The sequence below is a fragment of the Burkholderia sp. AU30198 genome, from assembly GCF_020419825.1.
Lineage (GTDB): Bacteria > Pseudomonadota > Gammaproteobacteria > Burkholderiales > Burkholderiaceae > Burkholderia.
The window spans coordinates 89,094-111,263 of the sequence record NZ_JAIZSA010000022.1; the positions used below are offsets into that span (position 1 = coordinate 89,094).

A 22,170-nucleotide genomic window follows, 5' to 3' on the forward strand; every position below is an offset into this window, starting at 1 on the left:
ATCCGGCCACGCCGCGGGTGCGTCATGTCAAGAAACTGCCTAGACGATCACTCGTACGAGAAGATGCTGCCCAGCTTGTCCATGCGTTCGAGCGCCATGCCCGAACCGCGTACGACGCAGGTGAGCGGATCTTCCGCGACGAGCACCGGCAGGCCGGTTTCTTCCGCGAGCAGGCGGTCGAGGTCGCGCAGCAGCGCGCCGCCGCCCGTCAGCATCATCCCGCGTTCGGCGATGTCGGCACCGAGTTCCGGCGGGGTCTGTTCGAGCGCGATCTTCACCGACGACACGATCTGGTTCAGCGGATCGGTCAGCGCTTCGAGGATTTCGTTGCTGGAGATCGTGAAGCTGCGCGGGATGCCTTCCGACAGGTTGCGGCCCTTCACTTCCATTTCCTTGACTTCGGAGCCCGGGAACGCGGAGCCGATTTCCTTCTTGATCGCCTCGGCGGTCTGCTCGCCGATCAGCATCCCGTAGTTGCGGCGGATGTAGTTGACGATCGCCTCGTCGAACTTGTCGCCGCCGACGCGCACCGAACCCTTGTACACGATACCGCCGAGCGAGATCACGCCGACTTCCGTCGTGCCGCCGCCGATGTCGACGACCATCGAGCCGGTGGCTTCCGACACCGGCAGGCCCGCACCGATCGCAGCGGCCATCGGCTCTTCGATCAGGTAGACCTGCGATGCGCCGGCGCCGTGCGCGGCTTCCTTGATCGCGCGGCGCTCGACCTGGGTCGAGCCGCACGGCACGCAGATGATGATGCGCGGCGACGGCGAGAACATGCGCGACTCGTGGGCCGTCTTGATGAACTGCTTGATCATCTGCTCGGTGACGGTGAAGTCGGCGATCACGCCGTCCTTCATCGGGCGGATCGCCTCGATGTTGCCCGGCACCTTGCCGAGCATCTGCTTGGCTTCCTTGCCGACTGCCTGGATCGTCTTCTTGCCGTTGGGGCCGCCTTCCTGGCGGATCGACACGACTGACGGCTCATCGAGCACGATGCCCTTGCCGCGCATGTAGATCAGGGTGTTTGCGGTGCCGAGGTCGATCGCGAGATCGTTGGAGAAGTAGCTGCGCAAAAAACCGAACATTCAGAATCCTGTTTCGCTCTGGGCCGGCCCTGCATAGCGAGCGCTGAGGGCGGCAGCGGAAAAAATAACAGCCTCGGGAAGCGTGGCGGAAGCGGCCGCCGCGGCGCACGAAGCTGCGAGTGATGTCTACCGGGGATCGCACGATGCACGCATGGCTTGCCGAAGCGGGGCGAAACGGTGCGGGAAAAGGCTGCCGGGTTTGGGTCGAACGCGTAATGATACCTTATAATTTCACGGTATTTGAATCGAAACGGGCGGTATTTTTGCCGCTTCGGCCCCGATTTTTGAGGGTGGGATCGCACCCTCCAACCCCCCGCCGCAGTGCTGCTTTTGATGCGCTGCGCAGCCTTGTTTTTCCGGTGATCGCATGGCCCTGACCCTGACCGATGTGAAACGCATCGCGCACCTGGCGCGACTCGAAATGGCCGACGCCGACGCCGAGCACATGCTCGGCCAGCTCAATGAATTCTTCGGCCTCGTCGAGCAGATGCAAGCAGTCGACACCGCCGGCATCGCGCCGCTCGCCCACCCGATCGAACAGATCCAGGCAGTCGCGCAGCGCCTGCGCGACGACGCCGTGACGGAAGTCGTCAATCGCGACGACAACCAGCGTCCGGCGCCGGCCGTCCAGGACGGCCTCTATCTCGTGCCGAAGGTGATCGAGTAAGCATTCGATGACAAGCGCGCCGCCGTCTTCGCGCCGCGCGCCACCCAGAATTCCCAGGAAAACCACTCAATGCACGCAAAAAGCCTGACCGAACTGCGCGCCGCGCTCGCCGCCAAGGAATGCTCGGCCGTCGAGCTCGCGCAGCTCTACCTGAAACGGATCGATGCCGCGCGCGACCTGAACGCGTTCGTCCACGTCGACGCCGACCTGACCCTCGCGCAGGCGAAAGCTGCCGACGCGGAGCTCGCGCGCGGCGCGGGCGGCGCGCTCACCGGCCTGCCGATCGCGCACAAGGACGTGTTCGTCACGCGCGGCTGGCGCTCGACCGCCGGCTCGAAGATGCTCGCGAACTACGAGAGCCCGTTCGACGCGACCGTCGTCGCCCGCCTGCAGGCGGCCGGCATGGTCACGCTCGGCAAGACCAACATGGACGAGTTCGCGATGGGCTCGTCGAACGAGAATTCGGCGTTCGGCGCGGTGAAGAACCCGTGGGACACGAACGCGGTGCCGGGCGGCAGCTCGGGCGGCAGCTCGGCCGCCGTCGCCGCGCGCCTCGCGCCGGCCGCGACCGGCACCGACACCGGCGGCTCGATCCGCCAGCCCGCGTCGTTCGCGGGCGTGACGGGCATCAAGCCGACCTACGGCCGCGTGTCGCGCTACGGGATGATCGCGTTCGCGTCGTCGCTCGACCAGGGCGGCCCGATGGCGCAGAGCGCGTCCGACTGCGCGCTGCTGCTGAACGGGATGGCCGGCTTCGACGAGCGCGACTCGACGAGCCTCGAACACGACGACGAAGACTTCACGCGCCACCTCGGCCAGCCGTGGGTGGCCGGCAACGACGCGGGCAAGCCGCTCGCGGGCCTGCGCATCGGCTTGCCGAACGAGTATTTCGGCGACGGTCTCGCCGACGACGTGCGCGCGACGATCGACGCGGCGCTGAAGCAGTATGAAGCACTCGGCGCGACGCTCGTGCCGGTGTCGCTGCCGAAGACGGAACTGTCGATCCCCGTGTATTACGTGATCGCGCCGGCTGAAGCCTCGTCGAACCTGTCGCGTTTCGACGGCGTGCGCTTCGGCCATCGCGCCGCGCAGTACGGCGACCTGCTCGACATGTACAAGAAGTCGCGCGCGGAAGGCTTCGGCCCCGAGGTGAAGCGCCGGATTCTGGTGGGCGCCTACGTGCTGTCGCACGGCTACTACGACGCGTACTACCTGCAGGCGCAGAAGATCCGCCGCATCATCGCGAACGATTTCCAGGAAGCGTTCGAGTCCTGCGACGTGATCATGGGCCCGGCGTCGCCGACGGTCGCATGGGATCTCGGCGCGAAGGGCGACGATCCGGTACAGATGTATCTGGCCGACATCTACACGCTGTCGGTGAGCCTCGCCGGCCTGCCCGGCATGAGCGTGCCGTGCGGTTTCGGCGCGGGCGCGAACGCGAAGCGCCCGGTCGGCCTGCAGATCATCGGCAACTATTTCAACGAAGCCCGGATGCTGCAGGTCGCGGACGCGTTCCAGCGCGCGACCGACTGGCACAAACAAGTTCCGGCGGGAGTGTAAGCACATGACTCAATGGGAAGTCGTCATCGGTCTCGAGACGCACGCGCAACTGTCGACCGTCTCGAAGATTTTCTCCGGCGCGTCGACGCAGTTCGGCGCCGAGCCGAACACGCAGGCCTGCCCGGTCGACCTGGCGCTGCCGGGCGTGCTGCCGGTGCTGAACCGCGGTGCGGTCGAACGCGCGATCCGCTTCGGCCTCGCGATCGGCTCGACCATCGCGCCACGCAGCATCTTCGCGCGCAAGAATTATTTCTACCCCGATCTGCCGAAGGGCTATCAGATCAGCCAGTACGAGATTCCGGTCGTGCAGGGCGGTCAGATCACGATCCAGGTGCCCGCCAATGAAAAGGCCGGCAAGGAAGCGTACGAGAAGACCGTCAACCTGACCCGCGCGCACCTCGAGGAAGATGCGGGCAAGTCGCTGCATGAAGACTTCGCCGGGATGACGGGGATCGACCTGAACCGTGCGGGCACGCCGCTGCTCGAAATCGTCACCGAGCCGGAAATGCGCAGCGCGGCCGAGGCCGTCGCCTACGCGAAGGCGCTGCACGGGCTCGTCGTGTGGCTCGGCATCTGCGACGGCAACATGCAGGAAGGCTCGTTCCGCTGCGACGCGAACGTGTCGGTGCGTCCGGTCGGCCAGGAGAAGTTCGGCACGCGCGCGGAAATCAAGAACCTGAACTCGTTCCGGTTCCTCGAGGAAGCGATCAACTACGAAGTGCGTCGCCAGATCGAACTGATCGAGGACGGCGGCGAAGTCGTGCAGGAAACGCGCCTCTACGATCCGGACAAGCGCGAGACGCGCTCGATGCGCAGCAAGGAAGACGCGCATGACTACCGTTACTTCCCCGACCCCGACCTGATGCCGCTCGTGATCGGCCAGGACTGGATCGAGCGCGTGCAGTCCGGGATGCCCGAGCTGCCGGTCGCGATGCAGCAGCGCTTCGGCGACGAATACGGCGTGTCCGCGTACGACGCGGGCGTGCTGACGTCGAGCAAGGCGATGGCCGCGTACTTTGAGGCCGTGGTCGCGAAGGCTGGCGTGGCGAACGCGAAGATCGCCGCGAACTGGCTGATGGGCGATGTGTCGTCGCAGCTGAATCGCGATGGCATCGAGATCGACGCGATTCCGGTCTCGGCCGCGCAGCTCGCGCTCGTGCTGCAGCGCATCGCCGACGGCACGATCTCGAACAAGATCGCGAAGGAAATCTTCGCGACGATCTGGGACGAGAAGGCCGAAGACGAAGGTGCGGCGGATCGCATCATCGACGCGAAGGGGCTGAAGCAGATCTCCGACACCGGCGCGCTGGAAGCGATCATCGACGAGGTGCTCGCGGCGAACGCGAAGTCGGTCGAGGAATTCCGCGCGGGCAAGGAAAAGGCGTTCAACGCGCTGATCGGCCAGGCGATGAAGGCGACGAAGGGCAAGGCCAATCCGCAGCAGGTCAACGAACTGCTGAAGAAGAAGCTCGGCTGAGCATGACCGCGCGCCTGAACCGCGCTTGACGACGGGCCGCTCCGAACCAGTTCGGGGCGGCCCGTTGCGTTTGGTGGATGCGTTATCGTATGCACCACAGCGTCCAACGGAGGAACGAATGGCGAAACAACCATCGCTCGACGATTTCCGCGTGCCGTACTGCACGCGCGAGAAGGAAGCCGCAGCATTCAAGCTCGATGCGTTCGACCCGGCCGCGAAGCCGTTCTCGTCCGGTTCGAAAGACGACGATCGTGTACGGCTGTCGGCCGTGTCGACCGAGCTCGACGTGCAGCAGGAGCGCCTGCACACGCAGCAGAAGAAGCGCGTGCTGCTGGTGCTGCAGGGGATGGATACCAGCGGCAAGGACGGCACCGTGCGCGCGGTGTTCCGCGAGGTCGATCCGCTCGGCCTGCGCGTCGTGCCGTTCAAGGCGCCCACCCCGATCGAGGCCGCGCACGACTTCCTGTGGCGCGTGCATGCGCAGGTGCCGGCCGCGGGCGAGCTCGCGATCTTCAATCGCAGCCACTATGAGGACGTGCTCGTGCCGCGCGTGCTCGACCTGATCGACGCGAAGGAATGCGAGCTCCGCTACCGGCAGATCCGCGATTTCGAGACGATGCTGGTCGAGAACGGCACGACGATCATCAAGTGCTTCCTGCACATCTCGAAGGACGAGCAGCGCGAGCGGCTGCAGGCGCGCATCGACGATCCGACCAAGCACTGGAAGTTCGACATCTCCGATCTCGACGCGCGCAAGCACTGGGACGCGTACCAGTCCGCCTACCGCGACGCGCTCGCGGCGACGTCCGCCGAGCATGCGCCGTGGTACGTGATCCCGGCGAACTCGAAGACGCACCGCAACGTGATGATCGCCGAGCTGCTGCTGCGCGCGATGACCGACATGAAGCTGGAATTCCCGCCGCCGAAGCCCGAGCTCGAAGGCGTGAAGATCCGCTAAGCTGCACCCCTGAAAAAACATCGAACTGAACGGAATCCGACATGATGCGAGTGATTACCGCCAACCTGAACGGCATCCGCTCCGCCGCGAAGAAGGGCTTCTTCGAGTGGCTCGGCGAACAGAATGCCGATTGCGTGTGCGTGCAGGAAATCAAGGTCTCGGCCGACGACCTGCCCAGCGAATTCGTCGAGCCGCACGGCTTCAAGAGCTACTTTCACCACGCCGAGAAGAAGGGCTACAGCGGTGCGGGCGTGTACAGCCGCCGCGAGCCCGATGACGTGATCATCGGCTTCGGCAGCAGCGAATTCGACGCCGAAGGGCGCTATGTCGAAGCGCGCTACGGCAAGCTGTCGGTCGTGTCGGTGTACGTGCCGTCCGGCTCGAGCGGCGAAGAGCGCCAGCAGGCGAAGTACCGCTTCATGGACGCGTTCATGCCGCACCTCGCCGAGCTGAAGAAGAAGCGCGAGGTGATCCTGTGCGGCGACGTGAACATCGTCCACAAGGAAATCGACATCAAGAACTGGAAGAGCAACCAGAAGAACTCGGGCTGCCTGCCGGAAGAGCGCGAGTGGCTCACGAAGCTGTTCGACGATGTCGGCTATGTCGACGTGTTCCGCACGCTCGACCCGCGCGCCGAGCAGTACACGTGGTGGAGCAACCGCGGTCAGGCGTACGCGAAGAACGTCGGGTGGCGGATCGATTACCAGATCGCGACGCCGGGCGTGGCCGGCACCGCGAAGAGCACGTCGATCTTCAAGGACATCAAGTTCAGCGACCATGCGCCGCTGACGGTGGACTACGACTACAAGAAGTGACCTCCCGCGCTGCGCCGTGCGCGTAGCAGTCGAACCGTCCGGTCGCCGGATGCAGAAACGGGCCGCATGTCGAACATGCGGCCCGTTTCGTTTGGGGCGGCGATCGTGCATGCCGCCCGGCGGCGCTTACTGCTTGATCGACGCCATGTCGATCACGAAACGGTACTTCACGTCGCTCTTCAGCATCCGCTCGTAGGCCGCGTTGATCTGCTGCATCGGAATCGTTTCGATATCCGACGTGATCCCGTGCTCCGCGCAGAAGTCGAGCATCTCCTGCGTTTCCGCGATCCCGCCGATCAGCGAACCCGCGAGGCGGCGGCGCTTGAAGATCAGGTTGAACACCTGCGGCGACGGATGGTCGTGCTCCGGCGCGCCGACCAGCGTCATCGTGCCGTCGCGCTTGAGCAGGTGCAGGAACGGGTTCAGGTCGTGCGGCGCGGCGACCGTGTTCAGGATGAAGTCGAAGCTGTTCAGGTGCGCGTTCATCTGCGCTTCGTCCTTCGAGATCACGACTTCGTGTGCGCCGAGCCGCTTGCCGTCCTCGACCTTCGACGGCGACGTGGTGAACAGCACGACGTGCGCACCCATCGCGCGCGCCAGCTTCACGCCCATGTGACCGAGGCCGCCGAGACCGACGATCCCGACCTTCTTGCCAGGGCCGACGTTCCACTGCCGCAGCGGCGAGTAGGTCGTGATCCCCGCGCACAGGAGCGGCGCGGCGCCGGCCGGATCGAGCGTCTCGGGTACGCGCAGCACGAACGCCTCGTCGACGACGAGCTGCGTCGAATAGCCGCCGAACGTGATGTCGCCCGTCACGCGATCCTGGCCGTTGTAGGTGCCGACGAAGCCGTTCTCGCAATACTGCTCGAGGCCGTCGGCGCAGCTCGGGCAGGTGCGGCACGAATCGACGAGGCAGCCGACGCCGACCAGCTGGCCGACCTGGAAGCGCGAGACCTGCGGGCCGGTCGCGGTCACGCGGCCGACGATTTCATGGCCCGGCACGACCGGGTAGATCGTGTTGCGCCATTCGTTGCGGGCCTGGTGCAGGTCCGAGTGGCAGACGCCGCAGTAGAGGACGTCGATCTGGACGTCGAGGTCGCGCAGCGCGCGACGCTGGAATTCGAACGGGGCGAGCGGCGAGCGCGCATCGGTCGCCGCGTAGGCATAGGTAGTGCTCATGCAGGGGGCTCCTTGTCCGGGATGGATGACCGGCAAAACAGACTGCCGTCGCACCATGTGGCGATGCGGCGAGGCAGGACGTCATCGTAAGGATCGCGGCGCCGCGGCGAAATACACGAAGGTCTGGAAGATTTGCCTATTCCTCTCTAACTGCATCCAAACAGCCGTCAAAACACGTTCAAGGTGCTACATTGCGAGCCAGATTCTCTTGCCGGACAGGACTACGCAGATGAGCTTCGAGCCCCTTTTCGCCGACTCGGGCGACCGTGTGCAGCGCCGCATGATCGAGCTGCACACGCGCCTCGCGCCGAACGAGGGCGACACGCTTGCAACGCTCGACGGCGTGCGCTTCTTCCGCGTGAGCCGTCCCGCGCCGCGTATGCCCGTGCTGTACGAACCGAGCATCATCGTCGTGTGCCAGGGGCGCAAGCTCGGCTATCTCGGCGACCGTTCGTTCGTCTACGACGCGCAGCAGTACCTCGTGCTGTCGGTGCCGCTGCCGTTCGAATGCGAGACCTTCGCGAGCATGGACGAGCCGTTTCTCGCGATCTCGATCCGCGTCGATCTCGCCGTGATCGCCGAGCTCGCGATCCTGCTCGACGAGACGCTCGGCGCGGCTGTCAGCGAACCGGTCGGCGTGTATTCGACGCCCCTCGACGCGCCGCTGGCCGACGCGGTCGTGCGGCTGCTCGAAGCGCTCGCGTCGCCCCACGACACGCGCGTGCTGGGCCCGGCGATCATGCGCGAGATCGCGTATCGCGTGCTGACGGGCGAGCAGGGCGACGCGATGCGCGCGGCGCTCGTGCAGCAGCATCACTTCGGCCGCATCGCGAAGGCGTTGCGACGCATCCATGCCGACCTGAGAACCGATCTCGACGTCGAGACGCTCGCGCGCGAGGCCGGGATGAGCCTCGCGGTGTTCCATGCGCAGTTCAAGCACGTGACGGCGACGTCGCCGATGCAGTACGTGAAGGCCGCGCGGCTGCACCAGGCGCGGCTGATGATGGTGCAGGACGGAGTCGGCGCCGGCACGGCGGCCGCGCGTGTCGGCTATGCGAGCGCGTCGCAGTTCAGCCGCGAGTTCAAGCGGCTGTTCGGCCGCAGCCCGGGTGACGAGGTGCGCTGGATGCGCGAAAGCGTAAGCCGGCCCATCGGCAATCGGGGGGCGATCGACCTGACGACCTGAGCGAACGGCGACGCGCAGCGGCATTGCCGCGCGTGTGAAAGGGGTGTGCAGCGTTGTCGCGTGTTCAGCGCCGCACGACCTTGCGGCGTTGCGCGCTGATGCCTGCGTAGTCGGGCAGCGTGTCGACGTGCTTGCCCACCGCTTTCGCGTACAGCGGCATGAGATCGGGCAGGCGGTTCAGCAGATCCTGGCGGCGGGCCGTGCTGTACGGATGCGTGTAGATGTAGCCCGTCGCCTTGTTCCCGCGGGTTGCGACCGCGAGCTTGTCCCACAGCGTGATCGCCGCGCGCGGATCGAAGCCCGCGCGTGCGGCGATGTCGCCGCCGATCACGTCGGCTTCGGTCTCGTCGGTCGCGTTGTAGTGGAGCGCCTGCAGGCGCTCGCCGAGGTTCAATGCTTGCGGCAGCGGGTCGCCGACGCCGAACAGCGGCGGCAGCGTGGCCGCGCGCAGCGACGTTTGCGAGGTCGCACTGAAGTTGCTGCGCGCGTGTTCGCGCAGCGCATGGGCGATGCCGTGCGCGAGCAGCACGCCGAGCTCGTCGTCGTTCAGGCGGACGCGGTCGAGCAGGCCGCCGTACACGAGCACCTTGCCGCCCGGCAGGCAGGTCAGGCGAATGTCGCGCGAGCGGATCGCGTTGACGTCCCACGCCCAGCTTTTCACGCGGTCGTTCCATTTCACCGAATACGGTGCGAGCTTCGCGACGATCGCACGCAGGCGCTTCACGCGCGGCTGGTTCGCGGGCAGCAGGCGGTTGCTGTCGGCGGCTGCCTGCACGATCTGTGCGTATTCGTTTGCGGTGAGCTGCTCGAGCAGCGGCGACGGGATCAGCGTGCGGAAGGCAATGGCGTCGCCGTAGCGGACCTGCTGCGGCGTCTGCGCATAAGCCTTCGCCGATGCGGCCGCGCCGGTCGGCTGCGCGGGTTCGGCGGCGGCCGGCTGGGCGGCGGTGGGCGTCGAGGTCGCAGTCGCAGGCGGTGAAGCCTGCGTAGTGGCCGGCGCGGAGCCCGCGGCGGTTGCGGCGGGTGCGCCGGTATCGGCCGCATGGGCGAACCCCGCGGCAAGCGCCGCGGCACCGACGCTCAACGAAGCCGCAACGCGCGCGAAGCGGTGCAGGCCGTTACTGCGCACGGCTGGCCTCGCCGTTGCGTGCGGCACCGTTCCACGGCGCGATCTTGAACAGCAGCAGCATGCCGGGAATCGCGAGCGCGGTACACACGATGAAGTAGTCGAACCAGCCGATCTTCGCGACGATGAAGCCGCTCGCGGCCGATGCGAGCGTGCGCGGCACCGACGCGAGGCTCGTGAACAGCGCGAACTGCGTGGCCGTATAGCGCGGGTCGGTCGTGCTCGCGATGTACGCGACGAACGCGGCCATCGTCAGGCCGGTGGTGAACGTTTCGACGCCGTAGACGAGCGCGAGCGCCACGGTCATCGGGCTGAAGTGCGGCGTGACGGCAATGCCGAACACCGACAGCACCGACGCGATCGCATGGCTCGTCGACACGGTGAAGTCGTAGAGCATCGCAAGCACGGGCGAACCGGGGCCAAGCTGCGCGAGCCACGCGAAGCCGAGCGTCGACACCATTTGCAGCGCGCCGAAGATCCACAGCCCGCGGCCGATGCCGATCTTCACGAGCCAGACGCCGCCGATGATGCCGCCGGCGACGCTCGCGACGAGCGCGGTGGTTTTCGCGACGATGCCGATCTCGGTGCGCGAGAAACCGATGTCGAGGAAGAACGACGTCGACAGCGTGGTGGCCATCGTGTCGCCGATCTTGAACAGGAAGATGAACGCGATGACGAGCAGTGCGCCGGCCCAGCCGTCGCGCTGGATGAATTCGCGGAACGGCAGCACGATCGCGTCGCGCAGGTTGCGCGGCGGCGTGCCGACCACTTCGGGCTCGCGCACGACGAGCGTCATCAGGATGCCCGGCAGCATGAACGCGCCGGTGAGCGCGAACACGGCGTCCCACGGCATGTGGTCGGACAGGATCAGCGCCAGCGAGCCGGGGATCAGCGCGGCGAGCTTGTACGCGTTCACGTGTATCGCGTTGCCGAGGCCCTGCTCGGTGTCGCGCAGCAGCTCGCGGCGGTACGCGTCGATCACGATGTCGGCGCTTGCGCCGAAGAACGCGACGAGCGTGGTCAGCGCGGCGACCGTCCAGATCGAGTCGCGCGGCGACACGAAGCCGAGCGCGGCGATCGCACCCGCGACGAGCAGCTGCGTGAGCAGCAGCCAGCCGCGCCGGCGGCCCGGCCGCCAGCCGGGCAGGCGCGGGACGTAGCGGTCCATCAGCGGCGCCCACAGGAACTTCCACGTGTACGGGAACTGGATCAGCGCGAACAGGCCGATTTCCTTCAGGTTCACGCCCTCGGAGCGCAGCCATGCCTGCACGAGGTAGACGAGCGTGAAGAGAGGCAGACCCGACGTGAAGCCCAGGAACACGCAGATCAGCATGTGCGTGTTCAGGTAGGCTCGCCAGCCGGGGTGATCCTCGTGAGCGGTGAGTGCGGGCGCCTCGTGTGGCGTTTTCGACATGGACAGAAACTGGGTAGCGTTGACTGATTGCGGCGGCAGCGCAGGCGGCGGCGCGGGTAGCACAGCGGCTCGGCCGCACGGGCGTGCAGGCCGTCTGCGTTCGTCAACGGCTCCCCGGCTCAGCTGCGCTTGACGCGGTAGACAGCAAGACTACCACGCCAGTTCGCTCCCCATCGAATCGGTTGGCCTCCGTGCAGCACCACGCGGTCGAGGATCGTCACGCCGACTTCGGGCGCGAGCGCCTCGAAATCCTCGATCGTCAGCACCCGGACGTTCGGCGTGTTGTGCCACTGGTAAGGCAGCGACTTCGACACCGGCATCCTGCCGTTCAGCACCGACAGCCGGTGCGGCCAGTAGCCGAAATTCGGGAACGACACGATGCATTCGCGCCCGACCCGCGCGGTTTCGCGCAGGATCGCGGCCGTCTGGTGAATCGTCTGCAAAGTCTGCGACAGGATCGCGATGTCGAAGCTGTGGTCCTCGAACAGGCGCAGGCCGTCTTCGAGGTTCTGCTGGATCACGTTGATGCCGTTCTTCGTGCTGGCGAGCACGCCGGCGTCATTCAGTTCGATCCCGTAGCCGGTCACGTCCAGTTCTTCCATCAGCAGCGCGAGCAGCGAGCCGTCGCCGCAACCGAGGTCGAGCACCGTCGAGCGCGGTTCGACCCAGCGCGCGATCGTGCGGAAGTCCGCGCGCGCGGACAGGGAATTCAGCGCTTGCTGGTTCATGCACCCACCTCGTTGGCGATTCGTTCGTAATACGCGCGGATCAGGTTGTGATAGCGCGCGTCGTCGAGCAGGAACGCGTCGTGACCGTGCGGCGCATCGATTTCCGCGTAACTGACCGTGCGCTTGTTGTCGAGCAGCGCCTTCACGATCTCGCGCGAGCGGGCCGGCGCGAAACGCCAGTCGGTCGAGAAGCTCGCGATCAGGTATTTCGCCTGCGTGTGCGCGAGCGCGGCCGTCAGGTTGCCGTCGAACGCCTTCGCCGGGTCGAAGTAGTCGAGCGCGCGCGTGATCAGCAGGTAGGTGTTTGCGTCGAAGTAGTCGGCGAACTTGTCGCCCTGGTAGCGCAGGTACGACTCGACCTCGAATTCGACGTCGAAGCTGAAGTTGTACGCGTCGAGCGCGCCGTCGGCGCGGCGCAGCGCACGGCCGAATTTCTCGGCCATGTCGTCGTCGGACAGGTAGGTGATGTGGCCGATCATCCGCGCGACGCGCAGGCCGCGCTTCGGCTTCACGCCGTGCGCGTAGTAGTCGCCGCCGTGGAAATCGGGATCGGACAGGATCGCCGAGCGCGCGACCTCGTTGAACGCGATGTTCTGCGCGGACAGCTTCGGCGTCGACGCGATGTCGATGCAGTGCGCGACGCGCTCCGGATACATCAGGCTCCACGCGAGCGCCTGCATGCCGCCGAGGCTGCCGCCCATCACCGCGGCGAAGCGCTCGATGCCGAATGCGTCGGCGACGCGCGCCTGCGCGTGCACCCAGTCCTCGACGGTGACGACCGGAAAGCGCGCACCGTACGGCTTGCCGGTCGACGGGTCGACGCTCATCGGGCCGGTCGAGCCGAAGCACGAGCCGAAGTTGTTCACGCCGATCACGAAGAAGCGGTTGGTGTCGAGCGGCTTGCCCGGGCCGACCATGTTGTCCCACCAGCCGGTGCTGCGCGGATCGTCCGCGTAGACGCCGGCGACGTGGTGCGACGCGTTGAGCGCGTGGCAGACGAGCACCGCGTTCGAGCGCGCGGCGTTGAGTTCGCCGTACGTCTCGACGACGAGCTGATAGTTGCCGATCACGCTGCCGCTTTGCAAGCGCAGCGGTTCGGCGAAGTGCATGGTCTGTGGAGCGACGATGCCGATCGATTCCATTCGTTCCGCCTTATGACTGGGCAGCTAAATGGTGTCGGCGATGCGCGGAGTCGGAGGTGCGCGGCTGACGACCTCTTTAGCCGCATTTGTAGTGAACCGCCGGGACAAGGACGAATCAAGGCCCCGGCTGGTTCGCGCGCCCGCAATCGAGTCAGCAAATCGGCGCGTTTCTGGCTGCCGCCCGAGAGGCGACAGTCGGCAAAGTATAGCGGAAATTGCGGGGCGCGGATTCGGGCGCGCCGGGGTGGCCGGCTGGCGGCCACCCCGCGTGTTGCTGCGTCGGATGCGGCGGCCTGCACGGGAGGTGTCGCTCGGCACCGCGTATGGCAGGGGCGGCGTGGCCCGTCAGGCCGCCGCCGCCGTGCCGTCGCGTCGCGTTGCGTTGCGTTACCAGCGGTACTTCGCGGCGAATCCGCCCTTGACCACTGCGTAGTCGGACAAATTCGCCTCCACGCCGAGGCTGGCCGATACCGCGAAGCGCTTCGATATCTGCCCCGTCGCGCCGATGCGGAACGCGGCGCGGTCGCGCGGCACGCTGAACGAGAACGCGTTGCCGTCGAGCGTCAGCGACCGCGAGCCGGGGCCGTGCCACCAGTTTGCCTCGACGAACGGGCGCAGCTCGCGGCCGGCCGCGATCGCGGTGACGCCGTGCACGCGTACGCCGACGCGGGTCAGCACGTCGGTCGAGCCCTGGCCGTCGAGATAGCCGCCTGCCGTATGGTGCGCGGCCGCACGGTAGTCCGACACGACGAGTTGTGCCTGCGGCTCGACGAAGAAGCGGGTATCGCCGCGCTCGTAGAAGCGCAACGAGTGGCCGGCTTCGACCGAGCCCGTGACGGTGCGCGACCGGTACGAATCGCCGGCCAGACTGCCGCCGATCCGGTTCGCATACGCGCCGTACATGAACCACGCATCGACATACGGGCCGGACAGGATATCGCGGTTGCCGTACCACGTGCCGTACAGGCCGACGTTGTAACCTTCGACGCTGCCGCGCGCGGTGGCATCCGCGATGCGTTGCTCGGCGGCATTCCACAGCGGCCGCGTCGACCAGCTCGTCTGGCTGCCGTACATGCCCATCGCGCCGGCCCGGATGCTGCCGCCGCGGCCGTCGTCGAAGCGGAGCAGGTCGGCCCCTGCGTGTACCAGGCGGCCGTTACCCGACACGCTGCGCGCACCGCCCGACATCGACGTGAACTGGCCTTCGGCGCGCAGCCACGCGGCGCCGTCGAGCGGTTGCGATCCTGTGCGATCGGTGCGCAGCGACTGGTCTTCGCGCTGATGCAGCGTGTGGATCGCCATCATCGCGGCTGCGTCGGCGTTCGCGAGATACGCGTCGGGCTCGGGTGCGGCGGCGCGCGGTGGCGGTGGCGTGATTTCCGGGCCGATGGGCGGCTCGGGTTTCGCGGCGGAAACGAGATACCAGTCGTCTGCGTTGCCGCCGTTGCCGCCGCGCGCGAGCATGTAGTCGTAGCCGCCGGCGGACAGCGTGCGGAAGCCGCGACGGTAGCCGTCCGACGCGGTGTCGAGGGTGAATGCCGCGGCATCGGTCGTGCCGCCGTTGCGGGTCTCGACGATCGGGATGCCGACCGCGGTCTGCGCGCCTTCGCCAGCCGTGCGTTGCACGACGATGTTCGTGTTGCCCGACGCATGGCCGCCGTCGATCACGAGCCGGTCGGTGGGCGACGTGTCGTCGTGCAGCGTCGTGTGGACCAGCAGCCGGCCGTTCCGGGCCGCATAGTCGCCGCTGACGACGAGCGTGCGCGGGGTGCCGGCGCCCGGTGCGGCGAACGCGATGGTCGAATCGTTCAGCGTGACGGCGCCGACCGCCGAATCGCGGGTGACCGTCCACTGGCTGCCGCTGTCGAGCGACAGCGTGCGGACGACGTCGGTCGCACCCGTCCACGTGGAGGCGCCGGTGAGTGCGACTTCGGTGACGGGCGGTGTCGGGTTGCCGTCGTCGTCCGGGACATTCACGATGTCGCCGTCGGCCTGCGCGCCGGTATCGAGCGACAACCGAACGGGCTCGCCGGACGCTGCGTACACGGACATCAGCGTTCCATTGCCGCCAAACGCGCGCGCGCCGTTTCGCAGTGAAATGGCCGCGCCGGATGCGGCGATCGCGTTGCTTCGTTCGCTGACGAGCGAGCCGCCATCGACATTCAGCATGCCGCCTGCGCCGACAGCGGCTGCGGCAGCGCCGTTGCCGGTCGTCCGCGCATCGGTGCCCGCGAGGTCGATCGTGCCGCCGGCACCGACATAGACCGCGGTGGCGTTCTCGCCATGCGTGTCGACGGTCATGTCCGCCAGTGTGGCGCGGGAGCCGTTGCCGCTCGACAGCACGCCGTACGCGCGCTCGCCGCGGGTTTCGATGCCGCCGCCCTTCATCGCGACCTGGCCGCCGAGACGCGCGATCGCGCCGATCGAGCGCTTGCCGGTGGTCGTGACGAACGTGTCGCTGGCCTGCACGACGGGGGTATCGGTGTATTCCTTCGACGCGTACAGCCCGTGTGCGCTTTCGCCATGCGTGACGACACGCGTGCGGGCCAGCTCGACGCTGGCTTCACGCGTATCGACGCCGACCGCGGCATAGCCGTCGGTTTCCAGGTGTGAATCGGAGAGCGCGGCCGTGGTAGCGCCGGGCAGGTGGATCGCCGATGCGTAGTCGCCGGTCGTCCGGATGTCGGCGCGAGTCAGCGCTGCGCGGACATCGTCGTAGCTGATGGACATGCCATAGGCGAACATGCCGCTGGTGCGGATCAGCGTGTCGGCGACGTTGATGATGCCGCCGGGTGCGTAAGTGACGGCGATGCCGTATGCCTCCTTGCCGCGCGTCACGATCACGCTGTCGGTGAGGTCGAGCCGGCTGCCGTTGCCGTCGAGCGATGCGCCGTGCGAATAGTCGCCATCGGTATCGATGGACACGCTGTCGGCCGACACGCTGCCGCCGTAACGGATGTCGAGGCCGGCGCTGGAACCGCCGCGGGTCCGGATTTCGGTGTCGCGCAGCTCGACGCGCGAGCCGCGCCCCCACGCGGCAGCGCCCGCCGCGACGTTGCCGGACGAGAACAGGCGAGTCTTGCCGGTGGTGGTCAGCACGCCGCCGTTGACGGCGGAGAACACGGCTTCGCCGGAGACGAGCGTCGAGTAGAAGCCCGGTGCGACCTCGAGCGTGACGCCGTCCGCCTGCTGCGCGCCGCCGCCGTTGATCTCGGCCGCCGACGGCCACGGCATCACCGCGCCGGCGAGCAGCGCAGAGCGTGCGAGACGCCGGCCGGTGCGGACGGGAATGAATGGGAACCTGCGATTCACTTGCTCACCTCGATATCAATGAAATAGGTGAAAGTTAGCCTGTGTGGGGGATGTGTGAAATTGGACGAGTTCGAATTTCGACGGAAGCCGGTTGATTGCATGGCGTGTCATCGAAATCCGGGATACGCGATCCGGGCGGTGCGGGCATGCCGCGGGCCGATCAGGGTCGAACGGGCGATGGATGCAACGGCATGCCGTGCACGGCGATCAGGCTGCGTCGCGCGTGCGTCGTGTCACCGAATGGCGGTGCCGCATGCCGCGGCGATGGTGCGAGGCACGGGCAGGGCGCCGCGCAGGCGCATTGGTGTTGCCGGCGTGGTGGCGGTGCGATGCCCGAGCGTGCCCGCCGCGTGTGTATCGGCAAGCGATGCCGGACAAGCGGGGCATGTGCATCGCGATGCCACCGCGCCACGGCAACGAGCCGGTGCGCGGGCGCGCATTTACTGGTAGCTCATGGTGAACGTTGCAACGCCCTTCACCGTTCCGGCGGAAACGGGCCCGGTGGCGACGTATTGCGCGCTGAGCGGAATATTCGTCAATCCCGACGACGGTGCGACATACCACTGGTTCTCGTTGCCGATCGCGGCCGAGTCGGGACCGTAGAAAACGGGTTGCCCATTCCTCGTCACGCGGAGCTTCACGCCGGTCGCAGATGAGCCCTGCGCCAGCGTCAGCAGGTCGCTTCGGTTCGTGACGTCGGTCAGATCGGTCAGCGTCACGAATACGTTCGAGCCTGCCTTGCAGGACAGTCCGATGTTGAAGCCCGTATCGCCCGCCGTGGTGCCGACACCATTCAGCTTGCCGCTGCTGACCGGCGGCATCGGTACGCGGACATCCGTCGTCGTCACGTCGCAGCTTTTTTTCATCGGCTCGATCGTTGAGCCAGAGCTGGTCCAAGTAATGGCGTGGTACCCCGCCGTACCGCTTCCAGGCCACCGCCTCCGGAAATCAAAGTCCAGCATGCGGAAAGCTGCCGACGGTAGTTTGGCGCTGTAGATTTTGTCGCTGAGCTTGATCATTTCATACTTGATCCTGATCGTGCCCGTGATGTTGGTGGGCGCGGGAATCGGTACCCCCCATTTCTGCGGGTTCAGGGGTACGACTTGGCCTGTCTCCAGGTTTGTCACGCGAAAGCCGATCCATTCAAGTATCGGATGCAGTGACCAGAAGCCGCCCCATCGCCCGACGTCCGGGAACTGGGAGGGGTAGGTCGCCTGGCTCAGGACCAAAATTTCGTACCCGCCGTCCCCGCCGTTGCCCGCCTTGTTCGGGGGGCAAGAATAGGGAATGTTCACAACCAAAGTTGCAATGACGGCGCCGTCCGGTGTTTGGGGCGGGACGACGACTTTCGGGAAATCGATGTACGTAAAGCCACTTTTATTCTCGCTACTCGGGATATCGCCTGACGTGACACAGACGAGCGGGGCCGCATGGGCGAAATTGATCGTGCCCAGCCAGGCAATGCCGAGGCTCAACGAGTACTTCAATATTCGAGCGATAAATCTATTTTCAATCGAAATCATTTGCACCTCTTATGGCCGGCCCGACCGATTTCCCTGGAAATATTCCGCGGTAAAGCGAGTGGCAAGGCCGCAGAAAAAGCTTTTCATGCAGAAGTCGCGGTTCAGTGAAGAGCAGGCGATCGGGGTGTTTGCGTTGCTTCGAGCGACTTCGATCGCCGCCGCGTAGGGCGGCATGCGCAGCGGCAAGCGCCTTTCCATCGCCGATGACGCTGGCGCGCACGGACGGTTGCCCGCGCATCGATGGATGTCCGACGCGCGGGCGCGCGCATGACGCGCGCGGGGTGGTTACTGATACATGATCGAGTACATCACCGACGTCTTCACCGTGCCCGGGACCGCGGCGCCGGCCGTCGCGACGTACTGCGCGTAGTACGGCAGCGTCGCGGCGCCGCTCGCCAGCTCGACCGCCGTCGAGTTTTCGTCAGCCATGCCGAGGTTGATGCCGCTTTGATCGGCGCCGTTGAGCAGGCCGACTTCGACGTTCTTCGCGGTGCCCGTTGCGTTGAGCAGCTTGCCGGTTGTCGAGTTGACCGTCGTGCCCGGCTCGAAGTGCGTGTAGACGTTGCCGGTTGCCGGCGAGCAGTTCTTCAGACCGATATTGAACGGCGTGCGGCCGGCGGTCATGCCGCCGGCCGCGAGCGCCGACGCCGACACCTTCGGCAGTGCAACCGCGAAGTCCTTGCCGCCGGTACCGTTGCCGTCGATCGTGCAGGTCTGCGTGCCGATATTGCCTTTGATCGTGATGGTGCCGTCGGCGGCGTGCGAAACGGCCGGCAGTGCGGCTGCGGCAGCCACGGTCAGGGCGGCGATGCTGGAGAATGCGAATTTCATGTCAATTCCTCTGGTACTAGGTAGATAAACGGACTCCACCGTCGCGCCGTCCGCATGCCGTGACGGGCGATGCGGATGACGCGCGGTTTCGTCCAACAGTGGCCTCCCGATGCAACCCGTTCGGATTGCTGAGCAGAAGCCTGTTCCGGCCACCGGCTGAACCGGTGGCACGCCGGGGAGGCGTGCAGGTCGTCCGCGACAGGCCGGACAACCTGACGCTTCCCCGAAAGATGGTTACACCGGGCGCATTTGCCGGAACGAGCACGTTGCCGAATGAAAACGAATACCGATCGATATTCGCCTCGTCCGGGCTGATGCATGCGGCCCGATGTGCGCACGACAATTTCGAATCGAATGCCGCCAGCGCTGCGGCGAATCCGCACGCCAGGCATGCAAGTGGATTCGTTGCATCGATGCGGCGAGTCGAGTTCATCTAAAGACATCTCCCATTCCAGGACACTCAGTGTTGTGTCGCCGTGTCGTCGTGTGCATTTGCGTGAGACTCGGCATTGCCCGGCGTCGGCGAGCTGCGCTGACTGTCGGTTTTGGGTACGCAGTAATCGCAGATCGCGTCGGCGCGCGTATACACATCGCTGCCGCGTTGCTTGGTCGGCAGGTGATAGGTGAACGTGCAGGATTCCGTCGCGCGATTGCCCCATTTCGCGGTCAACGTGCCGGACTCGTTTAGCCCGCGAACGAACAGGTTGCCGCCTTGTCCGAGCGTGCCGACCATCTGGCCGTGTTCGTCCAGCACGCTGGCGCCGAACGGCAACGCGCCGCCGTTCGGCTGACGCACCGTGAGCAACGCCGCACGCCCGCTGACGGTCGCGAACCTGATCTTCACGATCGAGTTCGCGCGCGGCGCGATCTGCTGGCTCGTCGACAGCATTTCGACGTCCAGCGGAATGCCCTTCGGATCGAGTTCGACCGTATTCATCTGGTACGGCGTCAGATACGGCAGTACCGCATAACCGCGCCGGTCGATCCGGACGTCCGCGCCGCTCGTGATGCGCGCGCCGACGGCGTCCTTCGCCTCAACGATCGCGGCTGTTTCGCCGAGGTCGTTGGCCAGCGTGACGCCGCCCGCATGACCGACAAGCGCGCCCGATACGCCGGCGGACACGCTCGAGTAGCCGCTGCCGCCGCTCGCGCTGCCCGACAGGGTCGCGAACGGGCTGCGATACTGTGCGTTGCCGCCGCCGGAGGTCGTACCGCCGCCGGTGGCGGCATTCACGCTGTACGAGAACGCGTTGGTCGCGCCCGCGGTGCCGCTCAGCGACATCTGGCCCAGCGTGCCGCCCTGGTTGTCGTGCGTGACGCTCGTGCTCAGCGTCGGTGCGTACGACCCGCGGCCGAGCGGGAGCGTGACGTTCGCGTACACCTGGTTGTTCAACCGGCCGGTGTAGCCGTCGCGCTGCCGCGAGACCGACAGGTTGTAGCTCAGGTTGAGACGGCCCACGCGGAGGTTGTTGTTGTAGCCGAGCTGGAACTGCGTGGTGGTGCCCTGACGATTCCAGTAGCTGGCCGTCGAACCCACCGCGAACAGGCTGCCGCGCCCTTCGCCGAGCGTCTGGTTCAGCGTGAGCTGGACCTGGTTGCGTTGCCGGTACGCGTCGTTCGGATCCGCGCCCGCGGCCGCCTGCTCGCGGGCGTACATCGCATCGCGCATCGTCCAGTAGCCGCGCGACGAGTAGCGATACGCGGCAACCGCGATGTTCGTGCCGGTCGGCTCCAGGAACTTGCTGTAGCTCAAGCGCACGCTCTGACCGCTCGTCGCCGATACGCCGGGGATGCGCGCGCTGGCGTGCGTGACGTCGACGGCGAGTGCGCCCACCGGCGTGTTGAACGCCGCGCCGACCAGCCCGGCCAGGTAGCTTTCCGCGACGATTGCGCCGACATAGCCGGTCAGCAGGTTGTTGATACCGCGCTGATACGTGGCCTGTGCGAAGTTCGGGTGACGGTCGAGCTGGGGCTCGCGCATCTGGCCCACCGCGATCCTGTAACGCTTGATGCCCGGGCGCAACGATTGCACGACCGACGCGTACGGCACGGTGAAGCTGTGTTTCCTGCCGTCGGCTTCGGTCACGGTGACGAGCAGGTTGCCGCCGTAGCCGGTCGGGTACAGATCGTCGATCTGGAACGGACCCGGCGCGACGTTCGTTTCGTAGAGCACGTTGCCGTTCTGCGACACCTTGACGTGCGCGTTGCTCGACGCGACGCCGCGAACCACCGGTGCATAGCCGCGCATCGAATCGGGCAGCATCCGGTCGTCCGTCTCGAGCGTGGCGCCGCGCATGCCGACGCTGTCGAACAGCGTGCCGTCGGTATAGGTCTCGCCGAGCTTCAGCTGGCTGCGCCAGGCCGGCAGGTCGCGCTGCACATATGTGTTGAGGCTCTGGTAGCGGTTGTCGCCCTGCGATTGGGCCGTATAGGTGCCGTCGTGGCGGAAATGCCAGTTCCCGACGTTGACGCCCGTGTTCAGGCCCAGGTATGCCTGGGTGCTCTCATAGCCTGACGCGGTGTTGCGGAACACGTTCGCGTTGTACTTGACGGTCGCGCTCGGCACGCCGCTGTCCCACAGTTCCGGACTGACGTAGCCGCGCGGGTTGCGCAGCAGCGCCGCCTGCGGAATGCTCACGTTCAGGCGCAGGTCGGCCATGTCGAATTCGTACGTCGCGTCGGCAACGAGCTTCTCGATGTCCGTGCATTCGCCCGCCTGCACGCGCACCAGTTCGGCGCGCGCGGCGTCGGTGAGTGCCTGGTCGTCGAAGCCGAGCCTGGAGACCAGCGTGCGATCGAAGCACGGCTTTGCATTGACCGATCCGCTTTCCGCGGCGAAATTCACGGTCGAGCGGCCGTTCCACTGGCCGTTGACGTAGAGATCGACCACATAGTCGCCGGGCGTGACCGGATTGCCTTTCGCAAAGCGGTCGAGATCAAGTCGCTGCCCGCGCGGCTTCATCATCAACGTGTCGTTGAAGTGAACCTGCGCGACCTCGAAACGGGCCGCCGGCTCGACGGTGGCGTCGGCCGCGGCCGCATCGACAGCCCAGCCGCCGAGTGCCGCCATGACGAACAGGCAGCTCGGCCTGAGCTTGAAATGTGTGGTGGCCTCCGATGGCCAAATTTGATGATTCGCTCGCATGAGTTCAACGTTTTGA

16 protein-coding genes are annotated in these 22,170 nt (G+C 66.4%); 6 read left to right on the forward strand and 10 right to left on the reverse strand.

Going from position 1 to position 22,170, the window contains the following annotated elements; all coding sequences use genetic code 11:
* Nucleotides 1-47: 47 nt before the first annotated feature.
* Nucleotides 48-1,091, reverse strand: a complete 1,044-nt coding sequence (locus LGN19_RS34130; RefSeq protein WP_004189550.1) for a rod shape-determining protein — start codon at nucleotides 1,089-1,091, stop codon at nucleotides 48-50.
* A gap of 367 nt (nucleotides 1,092-1,458) precedes the next feature.
* On the opposite strand from LGN19_RS34130, the gene gatC reads away from it, so the two are divergent.
* The 5 genes from gatC to LGN19_RS34155 all read left to right on the forward strand — a co-directional run bounded on the left by gatC (nucleotide 1,459) and on the right by LGN19_RS34155 (nucleotide 6,568).
* Nucleotides 1,459-1,758 carry an Asp-tRNA(Asn)/Glu-tRNA(Gln) amidotransferase subunit GatC gene (gatC, locus tag LGN19_RS34135; protein WP_043184729.1) on the forward strand — a complete coding sequence of 100 codons (300 nt, stop codon included), beginning with the start codon at nucleotides 1,459-1,461 and terminating at the stop codon, nucleotides 1,756-1,758.
* 69 nt (nucleotides 1,759-1,827) lie between these two features.
* Nucleotides 1,828-3,318, forward strand: a complete 1,491-nt coding sequence (gene gatA, locus LGN19_RS34140) for an Asp-tRNA(Asn)/Glu-tRNA(Gln) amidotransferase subunit GatA (RefSeq protein ID WP_226219678.1) — start codon at nucleotides 1,828-1,830, stop codon at nucleotides 3,316-3,318.
* Nucleotides 3,319-3,322: 4 nt separating this feature from the next.
* Nucleotides 3,323-4,795: an Asp-tRNA(Asn)/Glu-tRNA(Gln) amidotransferase subunit GatB gene (gatB, locus tag LGN19_RS34145; RefSeq protein ID WP_122946526.1), complete on the forward strand. Its 1,473-nt coding sequence runs from the start codon at nucleotides 3,323-3,325 to the stop codon at nucleotides 4,793-4,795.
* A gap of 118 nt (nucleotides 4,796-4,913) precedes the next feature.
* Entirely contained in the window at nucleotides 4,914-5,753 is an 840-nt protein-coding gene (locus LGN19_RS34150) for a polyphosphate kinase 2 family protein (protein WP_122946525.1), read from the forward strand.
* Nucleotides 5,754-5,794: 41 nt separating this feature from the next.
* Nucleotides 5,795-6,568: an exodeoxyribonuclease III gene (locus tag LGN19_RS34155; RefSeq protein WP_174963152.1), complete on the forward strand. Its 774-nt coding sequence runs from the start codon at nucleotides 5,795-5,797 to the stop codon at nucleotides 6,566-6,568.
* 126 nt (nucleotides 6,569-6,694) lie between these two features.
* Here LGN19_RS34155 and LGN19_RS34160 read toward each other — a convergent pair whose 3' ends face one another.
* Nucleotides 6,695-7,747, reverse strand: coding sequence for an NAD(P)-dependent alcohol dehydrogenase (locus LGN19_RS34160; protein ID WP_205184504.1), 1,053 nt, complete (start codon nucleotides 7,745-7,747; stop codon nucleotides 6,695-6,697).
* Nucleotides 7,748-7,976: 229 nt separating this feature from the next.
* On the opposite strand from LGN19_RS34160, the gene LGN19_RS34165 reads away from it, so the two are divergent.
* Nucleotides 7,977-8,933, forward strand: a complete 957-nt coding sequence (locus LGN19_RS34165; RefSeq protein WP_122946522.1) for an AraC family transcriptional regulator — start codon at nucleotides 7,977-7,979, stop codon at nucleotides 8,931-8,933.
* A 64-nt stretch (nucleotides 8,934-8,997) separates the two neighbouring features.
* On the opposite strand, the gene LGN19_RS34170 is transcribed toward LGN19_RS34165, so the two are convergent.
* The 8 genes from LGN19_RS34170 to LGN19_RS34205 all read right to left on the reverse strand — a co-directional run bounded on the left by LGN19_RS34170 (nucleotide 8,998) and on the right by LGN19_RS34205 (nucleotide 22,079).
* The gene (locus tag LGN19_RS34170; protein WP_226219679.1) at nucleotides 8,998-10,062 is read right to left on the reverse strand and encodes a M48 family metallopeptidase; all 1,065 of its coding nucleotides are present in this window, start codon (nucleotides 10,060-10,062) and stop codon (nucleotides 8,998-9,000) included.
* A complete protein-coding gene (locus LGN19_RS34175) occupies nucleotides 10,052-11,473 on the reverse strand; it encodes an AmpG family muropeptide MFS transporter (protein ID WP_174963157.1) in 1,422 nt (473 codons plus the stop codon). Before LGN19_RS34175 ends, LGN19_RS34170 begins: the two co-directional genes overlap by 11 nt.
* A gap of 119 nt (nucleotides 11,474-11,592) precedes the next feature.
* Nucleotides 11,593-12,201, reverse strand: a complete 609-nt coding sequence (gene metW / locus LGN19_RS34180; protein ID WP_122946520.1) for a methionine biosynthesis protein MetW — start codon at nucleotides 12,199-12,201, stop codon at nucleotides 11,593-11,595.
* A complete protein-coding gene (gene metX / locus LGN19_RS34185) occupies nucleotides 12,198-13,343 on the reverse strand; it encodes a homoserine O-succinyltransferase MetX (protein WP_122946519.1) in 1,146 nt (381 codons plus the stop codon). The genes metW and metX overlap by 4 nt, the downstream gene beginning before the upstream one ends.
* 387 nt (nucleotides 13,344-13,730) lie before the next feature.
* A complete protein-coding gene (locus tag LGN19_RS34190) occupies nucleotides 13,731-16,655 on the reverse strand; it encodes an autotransporter outer membrane beta-barrel domain-containing protein (RefSeq protein WP_226219680.1) in 2,925 nt (974 codons plus the stop codon).
* Between the two features lie 440 nt (nucleotides 16,656-17,095).
* Nucleotides 17,096-18,178 carry a fimbrial protein gene (locus LGN19_RS34195; protein ID WP_226219681.1) on the reverse strand — a complete coding sequence of 361 codons (1,083 nt, stop codon included), beginning with the start codon at nucleotides 18,176-18,178 and terminating at the stop codon, nucleotides 17,096-17,098.
* Nucleotides 18,179-18,463: 285 nt separating this feature from the next.
* Nucleotides 18,464-19,009, reverse strand: coding sequence for a fimbrial protein (locus LGN19_RS34200; RefSeq protein ID WP_226219690.1), 546 nt, complete (start codon nucleotides 19,007-19,009; stop codon nucleotides 18,464-18,466).
* A gap of 460 nt (nucleotides 19,010-19,469) precedes the next feature.
* The gene (locus tag LGN19_RS34205; RefSeq protein ID WP_226219682.1) at nucleotides 19,470-22,079 is read right to left on the reverse strand and encodes a fimbria/pilus outer membrane usher protein; all 2,610 of its coding nucleotides are present in this window, start codon (nucleotides 22,077-22,079) and stop codon (nucleotides 19,470-19,472) included.
* Nucleotides 22,080-22,170 lie beyond the last annotated feature (91 nt).

Excerpts from the sequence above, each read along its gene's own strand:
- LGN19_RS34130 (WP_004189550.1), bottom strand. The coding sequence starts at position 1,091 with ATGTTCGGTTTTTTGCGCAGCTACTTCTCCAACGATCTCGCGATCGAC.
- gatC (WP_043184729.1), top strand. The coding sequence starts at position 1,459 with ATGGCCCTGACCCTGACCGATGTGAAACGCATCGCGCACCTGGCGCGA.
- gatA (WP_226219678.1), top strand. The coding sequence starts at position 1,828 with ATGCACGCAAAAAGCCTGACCGAACTGCGCGCCGCGCTCGCCGCCAAG.
- gatB (WP_122946526.1), top strand. The coding sequence starts at position 3,323 with ATGACTCAATGGGAAGTCGTCATCGGTCTCGAGACGCACGCGCAACTG.
- LGN19_RS34150 (WP_122946525.1), top strand. The coding sequence starts at position 4,914 with ATGGCGAAACAACCATCGCTCGACGATTTCCGCGTGCCGTACTGCACG.
- LGN19_RS34155 (WP_174963152.1), top strand. The coding sequence starts at position 5,795 with ATGATGCGAGTGATTACCGCCAACCTGAACGGCATCCGCTCCGCCGCG.
- LGN19_RS34160 (WP_205184504.1), bottom strand. The coding sequence starts at position 7,747 with ATGAGCACTACCTATGCCTACGCGGCGACCGATGCGCGCTCGCCGCTC.
- LGN19_RS34165 (WP_122946522.1), top strand. The coding sequence starts at position 7,977 with ATGAGCTTCGAGCCCCTTTTCGCCGACTCGGGCGACCGTGTGCAGCGC.
- LGN19_RS34175 (WP_174963157.1), bottom strand. The coding sequence starts at position 11,473 with ATGTCGAAAACGCCACACGAGGCGCCCGCACTCACCGCTCACGAGGAT.
- metW (WP_122946520.1), bottom strand. The coding sequence starts at position 12,201 with ATGAACCAGCAAGCGCTGAATTCCCTGTCCGCGCGCGCGGACTTCCGC.
- metX (WP_122946519.1), bottom strand. The coding sequence starts at position 13,343 with ATGGAATCGATCGGCATCGTCGCTCCACAGACCATGCACTTCGCCGAA.
- LGN19_RS34195 (WP_226219681.1), bottom strand. The coding sequence starts at position 18,178 with ATGATTTCGATTGAAAATAGATTTATCGCTCGAATATTGAAGTACTCG.
- LGN19_RS34200 (WP_226219690.1), bottom strand. The coding sequence starts at position 19,009 with ATGAAATTCGCATTCTCCAGCATCGCCGCCCTGACCGTGGCTGCCGCA.
- LGN19_RS34205 (WP_226219682.1), bottom strand. The coding sequence starts at position 22,079 with ATGGCGGCACTCGGCGGCTGGGCTGTCGATGCGGCCGCGGCCGACGCC.